Origin of the sequence: Streptomyces sp. NPDC001137, from assembly GCF_040298885.1 — a bacterium.
Classification (GTDB): domain Bacteria; phylum Actinomycetota; class Actinomycetes; order Streptomycetales; family Streptomycetaceae; genus Streptomyces.
In genome coordinates this window covers 236,060-251,694 of the sequence record NZ_JBEPBA010000008.1, presented here as the reverse complement: position 1 = coordinate 251,694, position 15,635 = coordinate 236,060, and the positions used below count along the sequence as shown (strand labels likewise).

General features: G+C 71.6%; 13 protein-coding genes. 8 read left to right on the top strand and 5 right to left on the bottom strand.

All coding sequences use genetic code 11. The annotated features are described in order from the left end of the window. Positions 1-52 precede the first annotated feature (52 nt). Complete coding sequence (gene era, locus ABT254_RS18535) at positions 53-1,018, top strand: GTPase Era (RefSeq protein WP_351470793.1); 966 nt, start codon at positions 53-55, stop codon at positions 1,016-1,018. Between the two features lie 63 nt (positions 1,019-1,081). Here the strand turns inward: era and ABT254_RS18530 are convergent, their stop codons facing one another. Then, positions 1,082-2,023, bottom strand: a complete 942-nt coding sequence (locus ABT254_RS18530; protein ID WP_351470790.1) for a helix-turn-helix transcriptional regulator — start codon at positions 2,021-2,023, stop codon at positions 1,082-1,084. A gap of 119 nt (positions 2,024-2,142) precedes the next feature. On the opposite strand from ABT254_RS18530, the gene ABT254_RS18525 reads away from it, so the two are divergent. After that, complete coding sequence (locus ABT254_RS18525; RefSeq protein ID WP_351470787.1) at positions 2,143-2,997, top strand: NAD-dependent epimerase/dehydratase family protein; 855 nt, start codon at positions 2,143-2,145, stop codon at positions 2,995-2,997. A gap of 26 nt (positions 2,998-3,023) precedes the next feature. On the opposite strand, the gene ABT254_RS18520 is transcribed toward ABT254_RS18525, so the two are convergent. Genes ABT254_RS18520 through ABT254_RS18505 form a run of 4 tightly spaced genes read right to left on the bottom strand, consistent with a single transcriptional unit; the run spans position 3,024 to position 7,004 of the window. Beyond that, a complete protein-coding gene (locus tag ABT254_RS18520) occupies positions 3,024-4,277 on the bottom strand; it encodes an MFS transporter (protein ID WP_351470784.1) in 1,254 nt (417 codons plus the stop codon). Then, positions 4,274-5,587: a GH1 family beta-glucosidase gene (locus tag ABT254_RS18515; RefSeq protein ID WP_351470781.1), complete on the bottom strand. Its 1,314-nt coding sequence runs from the start codon at positions 5,585-5,587 to the stop codon at positions 4,274-4,276. Before ABT254_RS18515 ends, ABT254_RS18520 begins: the two co-directional genes overlap by 4 nt. A gap of 58 nt (positions 5,588-5,645) precedes the next feature. Next, a complete protein-coding gene (locus tag ABT254_RS18510; protein WP_351470778.1) occupies positions 5,646-5,912 on the bottom strand; it encodes a protealysin inhibitor emfourin in 267 nt (88 codons plus the stop codon). A gap of 21 nt (positions 5,913-5,933) precedes the next feature. Next, on the bottom strand, positions 5,934-7,004 hold the full coding sequence (locus tag ABT254_RS18505; RefSeq protein ID WP_351470775.1) for a M4 family metallopeptidase: 1,071 nt from the start codon (positions 7,002-7,004) through the stop codon (positions 5,934-5,936). Positions 7,005-7,324: 320 nt separating this feature from the next. Between ABT254_RS18505 and leuA the strand changes: the two genes are divergently transcribed. From leuA to ABT254_RS18475, 6 genes are all read left to right on the top strand, one after another. Next, on the top strand, positions 7,325-9,046 hold the full coding sequence (leuA, locus tag ABT254_RS18500; RefSeq protein WP_351470772.1) for a 2-isopropylmalate synthase: 1,722 nt from the start codon (positions 7,325-7,327) through the stop codon (positions 9,044-9,046). A gap of 185 nt (positions 9,047-9,231) precedes the next feature. Beyond that, entirely contained in the window at positions 9,232-9,927 is a 696-nt protein-coding gene (locus tag ABT254_RS18495) for a tellurite resistance TerB family protein (protein WP_351470769.1), read from the top strand. 474 nt (positions 9,928-10,401) lie between these two features. Then, positions 10,402-12,483, top strand: a complete 2,082-nt coding sequence (locus ABT254_RS18490; RefSeq protein WP_351470766.1) for an MMPL family transporter — start codon at positions 10,402-10,404, stop codon at positions 12,481-12,483. A 56-nt stretch (positions 12,484-12,539) separates the two neighbouring features. Continuing rightward, a complete protein-coding gene (locus ABT254_RS18485) occupies positions 12,540-13,718 on the top strand; it encodes a sensor histidine kinase (protein ID WP_351471110.1) in 1,179 nt (392 codons plus the stop codon). Beyond that, on the top strand, positions 13,715-14,377 hold the full coding sequence (locus ABT254_RS18480; protein ID WP_351470763.1) for a response regulator transcription factor: 663 nt from the start codon (positions 13,715-13,717) through the stop codon (positions 14,375-14,377). The genes ABT254_RS18485 and ABT254_RS18480 overlap by 4 nt, the downstream gene beginning before the upstream one ends. A 2-nt stretch (positions 14,378-14,379) precedes the next feature. Beyond that, a complete protein-coding gene (locus ABT254_RS18475) occupies positions 14,380-15,570 on the top strand; it encodes a sialidase family protein (RefSeq protein ID WP_351470760.1) in 1,191 nt (396 codons plus the stop codon). Positions 15,571-15,635: the final 65 nt, after the last annotated feature.

Below are 15,635 nucleotides of genomic sequence, written 5' to 3'. Positions count from 1 at the left end.
GATCGCCCGGTGATCGCTCGGCTGTACGGCGGGGCTCTGTGGATCAGGGAGAATGGGCGCCATGAGCGTTCGTAGTCAGTCATCCGAGCCGTCGGCGTCGTCGGCACCCCACCGCGCCGGCTTCGCCTGCTTCGTGGGCCGCCCCAACGCGGGCAAGTCCACCCTCACGAACGCTCTGGTCGGCCAGAAGGTGGCGATCACCGCGAACCAGCCGCAGACGACGCGGCACACGGTCCGGGGGATCGTGCACCGGGAGGACGCCCAGCTGATCCTGGTCGACACCCCTGGGCTGCACAAGCCGCGGACGCTGCTGGGTGAGCGGCTCAACGACGTCGTACGCACGACCTGGGCCGAGGTCGACGTGATCGGCTTCTGTCTGCCGGCGAACGAGAAGCTCGGACCCGGTGACCGTTTCATCGCGAAGGAGCTGGCGTCCATCAAGAAGACGCCGAAGATCGCGATCGTCACCAAGACCGACCTGGTGGACAGCAAGACGCTCGCCGAGCAGCTCATCGCGATCGACCAGCTCGGCAAGGAGCTGGGCTTCGAGTGGGCGGAGATCGTGCCGGTGTCGGCGGTCGGTGACAAGCAGGTGGACCTGCTGGCCGATCTGATCGTTCCGCTCCTTCCGGAGGGGCCCGCCCTGTATCCCGAGGGCGATCTCACCGACGAGCCCGAGCAGGTCATGATCGCGGAGCTGATTCGGGAGGCGGCGCTGGAGGGTGTGCGCGATGAGCTGCCGCACTCGATCGCGGTGGTCGTGGAGGAGATGCTGCCGCGTGAGGGGCGGCCCGCCGACAAGCCCCTCCTCGACATCCACGCCTTCGTCTACATCGAGCGCCCCAGCCAGAAGGGGATCATCATCGGGCCGAAGGGCGCGCGTCTGAAGCAGGTCGGCATCAAGAGCCGTAAGCAGATCGAGGCGCTGCTCGGGACTCCGGTGTTCCTGGACCTTCATGTCAAGGTCGCGAAGGACTGGCAGCGGGATCCGCGACAGCTGCGCAAGCTGGGCTTCTGAGTCTTTTCCGGGGGCCGGAGGGGCTGATTTTTCAGCCCGTCCGGCGTTTGAGGACGAGGCCGTTCAGGCCGATCGGGGGTCTGGGGGAGGAGCCCCCAGGTACGGGACGGGAAGGGGCGGCGGGGGCGAGGAAGCCTTCAGGTCCTGTAGGCCCACCACCCGCAGTAGCTGCAGCCGCTCGTACGACTCCGTCCCCGGACGGGCCGTGTGGATGACGAGCTGGTGGTGGTCGTCCTCGTTCAGAAGGATCTCGCAGTCCAGCTCGAGAAGACCGACCAGCGGATGCTGGAACCGTTTCGTCGACCGGCGCCGCACCGCCACCTCGTGCTCGGCCCACAGCCGCTCGAACTCCTCGCTCCCCGCCCGTAGTTCGGCCACCAGGGCGGCCGGTTCCGGGTCGTCGGGACGCGCCGCCGCCACCGCCCGCAGATTGGCCACGTGGGAACGCGCGTGCTCCGCCACGTCCTCCGGCGGGAACAGGTTCCGAGCCGCCGGGTCCAGGAAGAAGCGGCGGAGCAGGTTGCGCTCGCGCGGCGGGCGGGCGAACGCGTCGCCGCTCAGCGCCCGCGACATCGCGTTCTGCGCCAGCACCTCGCCGCAGTCGCTCACCACCACCGCCGGGGTGTCGTGCAGCCGGTCCAGCACCAGCAGCAGGCCCGGCCGTACGTGGGCGGACGCTCCCCCACTCTCGGCTTCGCTCGAGCGGGGGGACCCCCATCCGCGACGCGGCGGTTCCTCGCCCGTCAGGTGGAACAGGTGGTCCCGCTCGTCGTCCGTCAGGCGCAGCGCGCGGGCCAGTGCCGTCAGCATCTGGCGGGACGGGCGCGGCCCCCGGGACTGTTCCAGGCGGGTGTAGTAGTCGACCGACATGCCGGCCAGCTGTGCCACCTCCTCGCGGCGCAGGCCCGGCGTGCGGCGGCGGGCGCCGGGCGTGAGCCCCACGTCGGACGGGGCGAGGCGGCCGCGGCCGCGGCGCAGGAAGTCGGCGAGTTCGGCTCGGTTCACCTCTCCAGCGTGCGGGAGTCCGCCCGGCTTATCCAGGGACTGCCGATCCCCCGATCGGGAGGTCTCTCCCGCGGCCCGCCCGCTCGTCCAAAGCTGGTCGACGACGAGAGGAGCAGAACATGCTGACATTGGTGACCGGTACGACGGGACAGGTCGGACGGCGGTTCGTGCCCAGGCTGATCGCCCAGAGCCGGGCCGGCGAGAGGGTGCGGGTCCTGGTGCGGGACGAGGCCCGCGGGGAGCCGTACGCCGAGCTGGGTGCCGAGGTCGTGGTCGGGGATCTGCGGGATGCGGAGGCGCTCGGCAAGGCGGTGGCCGGGGTGGACGCCGTGGTCAACGTCGCGGCCGCCTTCCGCGGGGTGCCCGACGAGGAGGCCCGGGCCGTCAACCGGGACGCGGCCGTGGAGCTGGGCCGCGCCGCGCTGGCCTCGGGGGTGCGGCGGTTCGTGCAGGTCAGCACGGGCCTGGTGTACGGCGTAGGAAGGGGCCGCCCGGTGACCGAGGACGACGAGAGCCGGCCCGGCGGGGCGATGTGGGGTGCCTACCCCGAGTCCAAGGCCGAGGCGGAGCGCCAACTGCTCGCCCTGGACGGCATGGACGTACGTGTCGGCCGGCTCCCCTTCGTCTACGGCGAGGGCGACCCGCATCTCGCCCAGTCCCTGATGTGGGCCAAGAACTGGGCGGCCACCCAGCGGCTGCACATGGGCCATCACGCGGACGTCGCCCAGGGCCTGCTGCGCATCCTGCACGCACCGGGCATCGCCGGCCGGATCTACAACATCGCCGACGACGCCCCCGTCACGGCGGTCGAACTGCACCAGCTCAACGGGGTCGAGGTCCCCGCCGCACTCCACGAGCGCACCGACCCGGACCCATGGCTCGCGATCATGTCCACGGAGCGCATCCGCCGCGAGCTGGGCTACCGGCCGCTGTACCCGTCGGTGTACGCGGCCCGGGACGCGGGCGCACTCTAGCCAGGGGCCCAGGCCCAGGGCGTGGTCTAGTCGACCCCCCTGATCCGCCCCACCAGCACCGCCCCCGCCAGCCCGATCACCGCCGACACCAGGTACAGCATCCGGTAGCCGCCGAGATACGTCACGATCGGCGCGGCGAGGGCGGGGGCGGCCACCTGGGGCAGGGCGTTGGCCACATTGATGCCCCCCAGGTCCTTGCCGCGGTCCAGCGCCTTCGGCAGTACGTCCGTCATCAGCGCGAAGTCGACCGAGGTGAAGACGCCGAAGCCGACCCCGAGGACGGCCGCCGCGACGATCGCGCCCGGCCAGGTCTGCCAGCCCGCCAGCGCCGCCGTCGCCACCGCCATCAGCACACCGGACCAGATCACGAACGGCTTGCGCCGTCCCACCCGGTCCGACCAGACCCCGCCCACGACGACCGTGGCGAGCAGCGTCACCCCGTTCACGGCCGTCAGGATCAGCACGCCCTGGTCGGGGTCGCCGTAGTGGAGGCGGTCCCGCAGGTAGTAGAGCAGGTACAGCAGCACCAGTGCGTTGCTGAGGTTGATCAGGAAGCGGGTCAGCCACGCCCAGCCCAGGTCCGGATAGCGGCGCGGACTCAGCCAGAACCCGGCGGCGAAGGACCGCCACGACCACGCCGGCCGGTCCGCCACCGCCAGCCGCAGGTCCTCGTAGCGCAGGACGTACGGCAGGACCCCCACCACCGTGAACACCGCGCAGGCCGCATACCCGGCCCCGACGCCCCCGGCCGCCGTCGCGAGCCCCGTCCCGCCCACCACGCCCAGGATCTGCGCGGCCCCCAGCCAGCCGCCCACCGAGCCCCGCTGGAGCCGCGGCACCCGGTCCGGCACCGCCGCGGTCACCGCAGCGAACGCCGCGTTCAGCGTCAGCTGGACCAGACACCAGCCGGCCGCCATGGTCCACACCCCGCCCGCGCCCGCCAGCAGCAGCAACGACAGCGCGCCGCCCGCCGCCCCGGCCACGATCCACGGCGTACGGCGGCCCCGGCGGGACGTCGTCCGGTCCGAGAGGGCGCCGAAGAGCGGGTTGGCGACCAGGGACACCACCGCCCCGGCCCCCGTCACCCACGCCAGCATCGTCTCCTTGGACATGCCGGAGCCGGGCGCGAAGTCCTTCGCCTGGGAGGCCAGCAGGATCTGCAGGGGGCCGTACCAGCCCACCCAGATGGCCCCGTTGGCGAGCGAGAGGGCGGTCGTCCAGCCGCGGCCGACCCGTTCGACGGGCTCGGCGAGTGCCTCCACGGGCCGGGTGGCGGTCATCTCTGCGCCCGCAGCACATCCCGGAACCAGCCGTACGACGACTTCGGTGTCCGCTGCTGCGTCTCGAAGTCGACGTGCACAAGGCCGAACCGGCGCTCGTACCCCTCCGCCCACTCGAAGTTGTCCAGCAGCGACCACACGAAGTACCCGCGCACGTCCACGCCCGCCTCGACGGCCTTGTGCAGGGCCCGGAGGTGGCCGTCCAGATACGCGATCCGGTCCTGGTCGTCGAGGCCCGGGTACGAGCAGCCGTTCTCGGTGATGACGACGGGCGGGAGGCGGTCGCCGTAGCGCTCCCGGAAGCCGGTGAGCAGCTCCGTCAGGCCCTCCGGGACCACGGGCCAGCCGAAGTCCGTCACCGGCACGCCCTCGATCTGCCGTACCGAGAAGGGGAGTTCGGCCGGGATGGTCAGCCCGCCGAACTCGATGTCCTCGCCCTGCGGGGCGCCCACCCGGGTCGGCGCGTAGTAGTTGACGCCGTACCAGTCGAGCGGTTCCGCGATGACCTTCAGGTCGGACTCGACGTCGCCCGGCATCAACTCGCCGATGCCCTCCGGGTACTGGCCGAGCAGCAGCGGGTCGGCGAACAGGCGGTTCAGCAGCAGGTCGTAGAAGCCCGCCGCCTCCACGTCCGCGCTCTCCTCGGACGCCGGCCAGGTCGGACCGTGCGAGTTGGCGATCCCGATGTCCGTGGCGCCGGACGCGCGCAGGGCCCGTACGGCCAGACCGTGGGCCAGCAGCTGGTGGTGGGCCACCGGCAGTGCGTCGAAGAGCAGCTGCCTGCCAGGCGCGTGGGCGCCCAGCGCGTGTCCCAGCAGCGTGTGTTCGGCAGGCTCGTTGAGGGTGATCCACTTCTTCACCCGGTCGCCCAGCCGCTCGACGACGACGGACACGTACTCCGCGAAGCGCGCCGCCGTGTCCCGCTCCAGCCAGTCCATCCCCAGCGGCAGGTCCCAGTGGAACAGGGTGGGCACCGGTCGTACGCCCGCGGCCAGCAACTCGTCGACGAGACGGTCGTAGAAGTCGAGGCCGCCCGCCGAGCGCACCCGCGGCCAGGAGACCGAGAAGCGGTACGCGTCCACGCCGAGGCCGGCCAGGAGGGCCACGTCCTCGCGGTAGCGGTGGTAGTGGTCGCAGGCCACCGCCGCGGTCGAGCCGTCCTTGACCCGTCCCGGCTCGGCCGTGAAGGCGTCCCACACGGACGGCTCGCGCGCGTCGACGGCGCCCTCGATCTGGTGGGCCGAGGTCGACACGCCCCACACGAAGCCGGCCGGGAAGCGGGGTATCGGATTGCCTGCATCAGAAGCCATGGGCGGGATCATCCTTACCGGCGGTAACGGAAGTCAACGCCCAGGCATGAACTGCCGGTTACGCCCCTTCCTTCAGTACCCGGCGGATCAGTTCGCGCTGTTCCTCCGTGAGCCGGGGATCGGCCGCGTACACCGTCTTCCCGTCCACCGTGATCTCGTAGCTGAAGCCGTCCGGCACCCCTACGGGAGGCGTGCCCCGGCCGGACGCGAGCGCGCGTTCGGCCAGGGCCTGCCACTCCTGGGCGTCGGACCGGCCCGAGGTGTCCACCTCGGCACGGCGTTCGATGCCCGCGAACCCACCCGTGCGCCTCACCTGAATACGCATGGGTCCCTGTCTAGTACGCGGTCAGAGGATCCGCACCCCCACCTGTTCCCACGCCTTCTGCACGGCCTGGAGCTCCTCGCCCTCGTTGAAGCGGGCCTTCGCCGCCGCGACGGTGAGCTTCGCGAAGTCGTTGAACAGCGCCTGCGAGGACAGCTCGCCGCCGGTCAGGACGTCGTACCAGATCTGTCCCGCCTTCTCCCAGGCGTGGCCGCCGAGCGCGGAGGCGACCAGGTAGAACGCGTGGTTGGGGATGCCGGAGTTGATGTGGACGCCGCCGTTGTCGCGGCCGGTGCGGACGTAGTCGTCCATGGTCGCGGGCTGCGGGTCCTTGCCGAGCACGTCGTCGTCGTAGGCCGTGCCCGGTTCCTTCATGGAGCGCAGCGCCTTGCCGGTGACGCTCGGGGCGAGCAGGCCCGCGCCGATCAGCCAGTCGGCCTCGGCGGCGGTCTGGCCGAGCGTGTACTGCTTGATGAGCGAGCCGAACACGTCGGACATCGACTCGTTCAGGGCGCCCGGCTGGCCGTAGTAGGTGAGGTTCGCAGTGTGCTGGGTGACGCCGTGGGTCAGCTCGTGGCCGATGACGTCGATCGGGATGGTGAAGTCGAGGAAGATCTCGCCGTCACCGTCGCCGAACACCATCTGCTCGCCGTTCCAGAAGGCGTTGTTGTACTGCTCGTCGTAGTGGACGCTGGCGTCCAGCGGCAGGCCGTCGCCGTCGATCGAGTGGCGCTGGTAGGCCTTGAGGTAGAGGTCGAAGGTGGCGCCGAGGCCGGCGTAGGCGCGGTTGACCGTGGCGTCCTTGACCGGGGCGGCACCTTCGGCGCGCACCTTCTTGCCGGGCAGGTGGGTCTTGTGCCCGGCGTCGTAGATGGTGCGCAGCGGCTGGTCCGCCGGTGCCTTCGCCGCCGGCGCGGCCGCGAGGCCGAACTCGGTCGTCACGCGGCGGCGGCCGCGCAGCTCGCTGTCGCGCATCAGGGTGCGCCGGGCGGGACCGTTGAGTGCGGGGTCGTCGTGCCGTGCCAGCTTGTCCAGGACATGAGGCGGTACGACGGTGCAGAAGACGGGCTCGAAGCCCCCGTTGGTCTTCGTCATGCCCGGCACCCTTGCACTGAGTCATGCCCGTGTCACTACCCGCAACCATGATTGGTGAAATATGCGGACAGGGAACCGCACGCTCCGTGACGAAGTGGTATGGCGCACTTTTTGTCCCATTCATCCTTGGGGTCCCGCATACTGATACAGCGCCCCGCATCCGAAGGGGCTCGGCTAGCATGCTGTGCATCATGCGTTTCGGGCTGCTTCTTCTTAGCTGCCGCGGCGAGGGCCTGTAGTCCAGGTCGACTCCCTCCCCGCGGAGCTTGGCGTTGCGTCGTCGGCCGTCCTTCCGGACACCCTGAGGAGCCCGAGTCATCATGGCGAACCGCCAGCAGCCCAGCAGCATGCCGATCCACAAGTACGGCCAGTACGAGCAGGTCGACATCCCCGACCGCACCTGGCCCGAGAAGCGGATCACCCAGGCCCCCCGTTGGCTGTCGACCGACCTGCGCGACGGCAACCAGGCCCTGATCGACCCGATGTCGCCCGAGCGCAAGCGCCGGATGTTCGACCAGCTGGTCAAGATGGGCTACAAGGAGATCGAGGTCGGCTTCCCCGCCTCCGGTCAGACCGACTTCGATTTCGTACGGTCGATCATCGAAGAGCCCGGGGCCATCCCCGACGACGTCACCATCTCCGTACTGACCCAGGCCCGCGAGGACCTGATCGAGCGGACCGTCGAGTCGCTGAAGGGCGCGAGGCGCGCCACCGTCCACCTGTACAACGCCACCGCGCCCGTCTTCCGCCGGGTCGTCTTCCGTGGCTCCAAGGACGACATCAAGCAGATCGCCGTCGACGGCACGCGCCTGGTGATGGAGTACGCCGAGAAGCTGCTGGGCCCGGAGACCGAGTTCGGCTACCAGTACAGCCCCGAGATCTTCACCGACACCGAGCTGGACTTCGCGCTGGAGGTCTGCGAGGCGGTGATGGACGTCTACCAGCCGGGTCCGGGCCGCGAGATCATCCTCAACCTGCCCGCCACGGTTGAGCGTTCGACCCCCTCGACCCACGCCGACCGCTTCGAGTGGATGGGCCGCAACCTGTCCCGCCGCGAGCACGTCTGCCTGTCGATCCACCCGCACAACGACCGCGGCACCGCCGTCGCCGCCGCCGAACTGGCCCTGATGGCCGGCGCCGACCGTGTCGAGGGCTGTCTGTTCGGGCAGGGCGAGCGCACCGGCAACGTCGACCTGGTCACCCTGGGCATGAACCTGTTCTCCCAGGGCGTCGACCCGCAGATCGACTTCTCCGACATCGACGAGATCCGCCGGGTGTGGGAGTACTGCAACCAGATGGAGGTCCACCCGCGCCACCCGTACGTGGGCGACCTGGTCTACACGTCCTTCTCCGGCTCCCACCAGGACGCCATCAAGAAGGGCTTCGACGCGATGGAGGCCGACGCGGCCGCCAAGGGCGTCACCGTCGACGACATCGAGTGGGCGGTCCCGTACCTGCCGATCGACCCGAAGGACGTCGGCCGCTCCTACGAGGCCGTCATCCGCGTCAACTCGCAGTCCGGCAAGGGCGGTATCGCCTATGTCCTGAAGAACGACCACAAGCTGGACCTGCCGCGCCGGATGCAGATCGAGTTCTCGAAGATCATCCAGGCGAAGACGGACGCCGAGGGCGGCGAGGTCACCGGCGGCGACATCTGGGCGGTCTTCCAGGACGAGTACCTGCCGAACCCCGAGAACCCGTGGGGCCGTATTCAGGTCAAGAACGGCCAGTCGACGACCGACACCGACGGCGTGGACACGCTGCGGGTCGAGGCGACCGTCGACGGCCAGGACACCGTCCTGACCGGTACCGGCAACGGCCCGATCTCCGCCTTCTTCGACGCGCTGCAGAAGGTGGGCGTGGACGCCCGTCTGCTGGACTACCAGGAGCACACGATGAGCGAGGGCGCCTCCGCGCAGGCCGCTTCGTACATCGAATGCGCGATCGACGACAAGGTCCTGTGGGGAATCGGCATCGACGCGAACACGACTCGTGCGTCGCTGAAGGCGGTTGTCTCCGCCGTCAACCGAGCCGCCCGCTGACCCGTCTGACCGGGCATTTCGGGGCCCCGATCGCCGTATACGGCGATCGGGGCCCCGTCGCTTATCGGCCATCTGTTCGTGGAGGTCACGGAAAGGTCTCTTCCAGGGTGCTGACTACGCCTCACCGATGTGGCTAACATCACGGACACCGCGACGATGTTGCCGCGGTGTTAAGGAGGTGCGACGTGCTGCCAGTACGGGGACGAAACGGCCGAGCCGCCAGGCCTGCGCGCCTCCTGGGTACCCGCACCGCGTGGACACCCGTCGGGGACGGCGAGTTCTTCTGCCCGGGCTGCGGGGGCGACCGCAACTACCAGCGGCTGACCGGCCACCGCCGTTTCGTCCTGCTGGGGGTGCCCGTGCTGCCGCGCGGCCAGACCGCGCCGGTCGTCGAATGCGCCGCCTGCCGCCGCCACTTCGGCACGGACGTCCTCGACCACCCCACCACCACCCGCTTCTCGGCGATGCTCCGCGACGCCGTCCACACCGTCGCGCTCGCGGTGCTGGCCGCGGGCGGCACCTGTTCCCGTACGGCCCTGGAGGCCGCCGCGAGCACGGTCCGCGCGGCCGGCTTCGACGACTGCACCGAGGACCAGCTGAACGCGCTCGTCGAGGCGCTGGCCGCGGACACCGGCCGGGCCTACGGCCAGTCCTGCGGCGCCGGACTCGCCATAGAGCTCCACGAGGCCCTGGACCCGCTGGCCCCGCACCTCGCCCCGGTCGGCCGCGAGTCGATCCTCCTCCAGGGCGCCCGCATCGCCCTCGCCGACGGCCCCTACACCCCCGCCGAACGCGACGTCCTCGCCACGGTGGGCGCAGCCCTCACCATCTGCTCGGACGACGTGACCAGACTGCTGGCGGCGGCGCGTACGCCGTCGTAGGCCCCGGCACCGCGGTCTTCGTCGAACCGCGCGCCGCTCGCGGCGACCAGCAGCACCACCATGCCGGTCAGCACCTGCACAAAGGTGCTTACGACGGCGCGGAGCCGGTACAGGAGAGCGGCGGTCAGCAGGATGACGCCGCCCGCGATCCCGACGTACAGCCAGTTGGGGGTCAGATCGACGCGGGAGTTGTCCCGCCGGGATCGAACGGCTGCCAGCCGCTGTAGTCGATGCCGATCAGGAGGGCCACGACGGCTCCGACGGCATCGAGGACGAGCAGCCCGACGGCCAGGGCGATGTCCCCGGCGACGGGCAGCCGTACTCACCACGACGCGGTACTCCTCCGGGAGTAACCCCGTCCGCCTGCCACCCCCGGCAGTACCCCTGAACTCGCCCTCACGCCCGACGAACCGCCCCCCGCGCGCCGGGAGTCTGGAACCGACCCAGACATCCCGACCGGAGGGAGGCCCGTTCATGGGGGCCGCAAGGACAGGAACACGGGGACGGCGTGCCGTGCCGTGGGTGGTGCTCGGGCTGTGGCTGGCCGCGCTCGTGCTCGCCGGACCGTTCGCCGGGAAGTTCTCCGGCATCCAGCAGAACCGGGCCGTGGACTACCTCCCCGACAGCGCCGACTCCACCCAAGTGGCCCGCGTCCAGGACCGGTTGCCGGGCGGCCAGGCCACCGACCTGGTGCTCGTCTACCACCGCGACGGCGGCCTCACCGCCGCCGACCGGGAGAGGGCGGGTGCGCAGGTCGCCGAGATCGGGCGCACGTACCAGCTCACCGGCACCCCGACGGCGGTCCCGTCCCGCGACGGCACCACCCTCATGTACCCGGTCTCCAGCACCCGGCCCGGCCAGGACGACAAGGCGCGGGACGCCTTCGTCGACGGCGTGCGCGCGCTCGCGAACGGCGGCGCGGGGCTCAGCGTGGAGGTCGGCGGGCCGGGCGGCCTGAACACCGACATGAGCAAGGTGTTCGGCTCCATCGACGGCACCCTGCTCTACGCCACCCTGGGCGTCGTCACCGCCCTGCTGATCCTCATCTACCGCAGCCCCTTCCTGTGGCTGGTGCCGCTCGCCGTCGCCGGGGTCGCCGCCGGCATGGCGATGGCCGCCGCGTACGGACTGCACGAGGCGTTCGGCGTCACCGTCACCGGCCAGAGCGGAGGCGTGATGACGGTCCTCGTGCTCGGCGCGGGCACCGACTACGCCCTGCTGCTCATCTCCCGCTACCGAGAGGAGCTGCGCCGCCACGAGCGCCCTTACGACGCCATGCGCGCCGCCCTGCGCGGCTGCGGCCCGGCGGTCCTCGCCTCCTCCGGCACCGTCGCGGCCGGACTGCTGTGCCTGCTCGCCGCCGACCTCAACAGCAGCCGCGGCATGGGCCCGGTCGGCATGGTGGGCGTGCTCGCCGCGCTCGTCGCGATGATCAGCCTGCTGCCCGCCCTGCTGGTCCTCCTCGGCCGCCGCGTCTTCTGGCCGCTGATCCCCGCCTTCGGCAGCGAGCCCAAGGCGCGACGGTCGCTGTTCGCGGCCATGGGCAACTCGGCCACGCGCCGCCCGGTCCTCGTACTCGTCGGCGGAGCGGTCCTGCTCGGGGCGCTCGCCCTCGGCGCCCTCAACCTTCCCGGCGCCCTCAAGCAGGAGGACTCCTTCACCTCCAAGCCCGAGTCCATCTCGGCGGGCCAGACCCTCGCCCGCGGCTACCCCGGGCAGAGCAGCCAGCCCATCGCGGTCATCGCCCCCGCCGGCAAGGCGGCCGCTGTGCTCGCCAAGGCCCGCACCACCGACGGGGTCGCCCGGGCGACGACCGGCCGCACCGGCTCCGGCTGGACGGAGATCTCCGTCTACGCCACCGCGGCCCCCGAGTCGAAGGGCGAGACCCGCACCATCGAGGCCCTGCGCGCCGGGCTCGACGGCACCTATGGCACCTACGTCGGCGGTCCCAGCGCCCAGCAGCTCGACCTGGCAGACAGTCAGACCCGGGACCGCGAGGTCGTCGTGCCACTGGTCCTCGCCGCCGTGTTCGTGATCCTCGTGGGCCTGCTGAGGAGCCTGATCGCGCCGCTGATGCTGCTTGTCGCGGTGGTCGCGGTGTGGGGCGCGGCGCTCGGGATCGGCGGGCTGGTGTTCGGGCCGGTGCTGGGCTTCCAAGGCACCGACTCGGGCCTCGGCCTGTTGTCCTTCGTCTTCCTGGTGGCCCTGGGCGTCGACTACGGCATCTTCCTCATGCACCGCATGCGCGAGGAGTCCGTCGCCGGTGCCGAGCCCGAGACGGCGGCGCTCACCGCCCTGCGCACCACCGGCGGGGTCATCGCCTCCGCGGGCGTCGTACTCGCCGCGACCTTCGCGGTGCTCGGCACGCTGCCGCTGGTGGCGCTGGTCGAGCTCGGGCTGGTGATCGCGGTGGGCGTGCTGCTGGACACCTTCCTCGTACGGACCTACCTGGTGACGACGGCGAGCGTGCTCTTGAAGCGCCGGGTGTGGTGGCCGGGGCGGCTGTCGCGGGCGCCGGAGCCGGTGCGGCGGGAACGGCAGCCGGAGACGGTGTGACACTGAGCCCCGTGCAGCAGACGACAGCGACCGGATCCCGCCGGGGCGAGCGGATCATGGCGGTGGTCAACCGCGACCCCCGCACCGCCCCGCACGGCACCCGCAACGACGCGATCCTCGCCGCCACGCTCGCCGTCGTGGCCGTGTGCCTGGCGCTGTCCACCGACCAGAGCCGCCGCCCGGACGCGCTCGGCTGGACACTGCTGCTGGCCGCCCATGTGCCGCTGGTGTGGCGGCGGCGCCGTCCGCTGCTGGTGCTGACCGTGGGGCTGGCGCTGCTCGTGCCGTACCACGCCCTGCAGAACAACCACTTCGCGGCCACCCCCGCCACGATCGTCGCGCTCTACACGGTCGCCGTCACCGGCCGGCCCCTGCGCACCATCCTCGCGGGCGTCGTCGTCCTCGCCGTCTCCACGGCCGCGATGCTCACGGTCAGCACCCACCAGGCCGTCGAGATGCTGCGCATCTCCGGCTGGGTCATCGCCACGCTCTTCTGCGGCGTCGACGTCCGCTACTACCGGCAGTACGTGGCCGCGATCGTCGAACGCGCCGAGCGCGCCGAACGCACCCGGGAGGAGGAGGCCCGCCGCCGGGTCGCCGAGGAACGCCTGCGCATCGCCCGTGACCTGCACGACCTGCTCGCCCACACCATCACCCTCATCGGCGTGCAGACGTCGGTGGCCGCGCACGTCCTGGCCGCCGACCCCGAACGCCTGGACCGGGAGACGGTGGCGAAGGCCCTGGACGACATCGCCCAGACCTGCCGGACGGCGCGCGGAGAGGTGCGGACGACGCTGGAGGTGCTCCGCGAGAACGACTCGGCGGACGGCCGCGGCCCGCTGCCCGGCCTCGACGGCCTGCCCGACCTGGTGGAGACGGCACGGCTCGCGGGCGCGCGCGTCGAGCAGACGGTACGGATACGGCAGGCCCCGCCCGCCGTCGGCGCCGCCGCGTACCGCATCGTGCAGGAGGCGCTGACCAACGCGGTACGGCATGCGGGCCCCGAACCGGCCGTCCACGTCGACCTGTACGACGACGAGGGCGCCCTGCACCTGTCCGTCACCGACGACGGCACCGGACCCACGCCCGGCACGGCGCCCGGCTTCGGGCTCGTCGGCATGCGGGAGCGGGCCCGCAGCGTGGGTGGCACACTCGACGCCGGGCCGCGGGCGGAGGGCGGTTTCGCGGTGACGGCCGTACTGCCGCTGACGGCCCCGGGGGAGGGCGAGGGATGACGATCCGTGTACTGCTGGCCGACGACCAGACCCTGGTACGGGCCGCGTTCGCCATGCTCGTGGAGTCGGCGCGGGACATGGAGGTCGTCGGACAGGCGGCCACCGGCCGGGAGGCGGTGGAGCTGGTCCGCGGCGAGCGCCCCGACCTCGTGGTGATGGACATCCGCATGCCGGACCTGGACGGCATCGAGGCGACCCGTCTGATCGCCGCCGACGAGGACCTGGCGGGCGTACGGGTGCTGGTCCTCACCACCTACGACACCGACGAGAACATCGTGGAGGCGCTGCGGGCGGGGGCCTCCGGGTTCCTGGTGAAGGACACCCGTCCGGCTGAACTCCTCGACGCGATCCGCACGGTGGCCGCCGGAGAGTCACTGCTGTCACCGGGGCCGACGGCACGGCTGATCGAGCGGTTCCTGCGCAGCCCGTCGGCGCCCGCGACGGGCGGCCCGGAATGCCTCTCCGACCGGGAGCGGGAGGTGCTGACCCTGCTGGCGCGCGGGCTCAACAACACAGAGATCGGTGAGGCGTTGGGGCTGAGCCCGCTGACGGCGAAGACCCATGTCAGCCGGATCATGGGGAAGCTGGGGGCGCGGGACCGGGCGCAGCTGGTCATCGTGGCCTACGAGTCGGGGCTGGTGACTCCGGGCACCATCTGACGGTGACTTTCCTGAGCCGCACCCTCCTCGCAGCCACCGCGCTCCTCACCCCGCTCACGGCCCTCGCGCCGGCCCACGCGTCCACCGGCTGCACGTCCTCCGTCCCGTTCGTGTCGGGTGAGGGCGGCTACGACACCTACCGCATCCCGGCGACGGTCACGACCGGCCGCGGCACAGTGCTGGCCTTCGCCGAGGGCCGTCTGGGCGGTGCCGGGGACACCGGGAACATCGACGTCGTCCTCAGGCGCTCCGGCGACGGGGGCTGCACCTGGGGCCCGCTGCGGGTGGTGGCCGCGGGGCACGGGGACACCCGGGGCAACCCCGCCCCGGTCGTCGACCCGCGCACCGGCGCGGTCGTCCTGCTGACCTCCTACAACAGCGGTGCGGTCACCGAGGCGCGGATAATGCGCGGCGAGGTCACCAAGGAGCAGAGCCGGCGGGTGTTCGTGCAGCGCAGCCGGGACGACGGGCGGCACTTCACGCCACCGCGGGACATCACCGAAGAGGTGAAGCCTGCGGGCTGGCGCTGGTACGCGACGGGACCGGGCCACGCGGTGGCCCTCACCCGCGGTCCGCACGCCGGCCGCCTGGTCGTCCCCGCCAACCACTCCGCGGCCCCGCCCGCCGGTTCGCCCGACACGGGCCAGGAGGCCAGGTACTACGGCGCGCACGCCCTCTACAGCGACGACGGCGGGCTGAGCTGGCGGCTGGGGTTCGTGGACTCCTCCTACGACGGCGTGGACAACGCGAACGAGTCCTCGGCCGCGCAACTTCCCGACGGGAGGCTGTACTTCAGTGCGCGGGACCAGAACGGGGGGAGTGTCGGGAATCGGCTCGATGCGTACTCCGCTGACGGTGGGGAGTCGCTGGAGCGCCCGTACGCGGTGCAGCCCATGCTGAACGACGTTCCGGTCGTCCAGGGGAGCGTCCTCCAACTCGTGGGTGGCAAAGCTCCGCCGTTGCTGTTCTCGGGGCCGTCCGTGCCGACCGCTCGGCGGGTGATGGCTGTCTGGCGGAGTGAGGACGGTGGGGGGACGTTCACCAAGGTGGTGACTCTGTCGGCGTTGCCGGCCGCGTACTCCGACCTGGTGCAGGTCGATCGGGGGACGGTGGGGCTGCTGTACGAGACGGGGGTCTCGGGACCGTACGAGACGATCGAGTTCCGCAGGCTGCCGGTGTCCGCCCTCGGGTAGACACTTCTCGCCCCCGCCGCCCCTTCCCGTCCCGACCCTGAGGGCTGCCGCCCCCAGACCCCCGC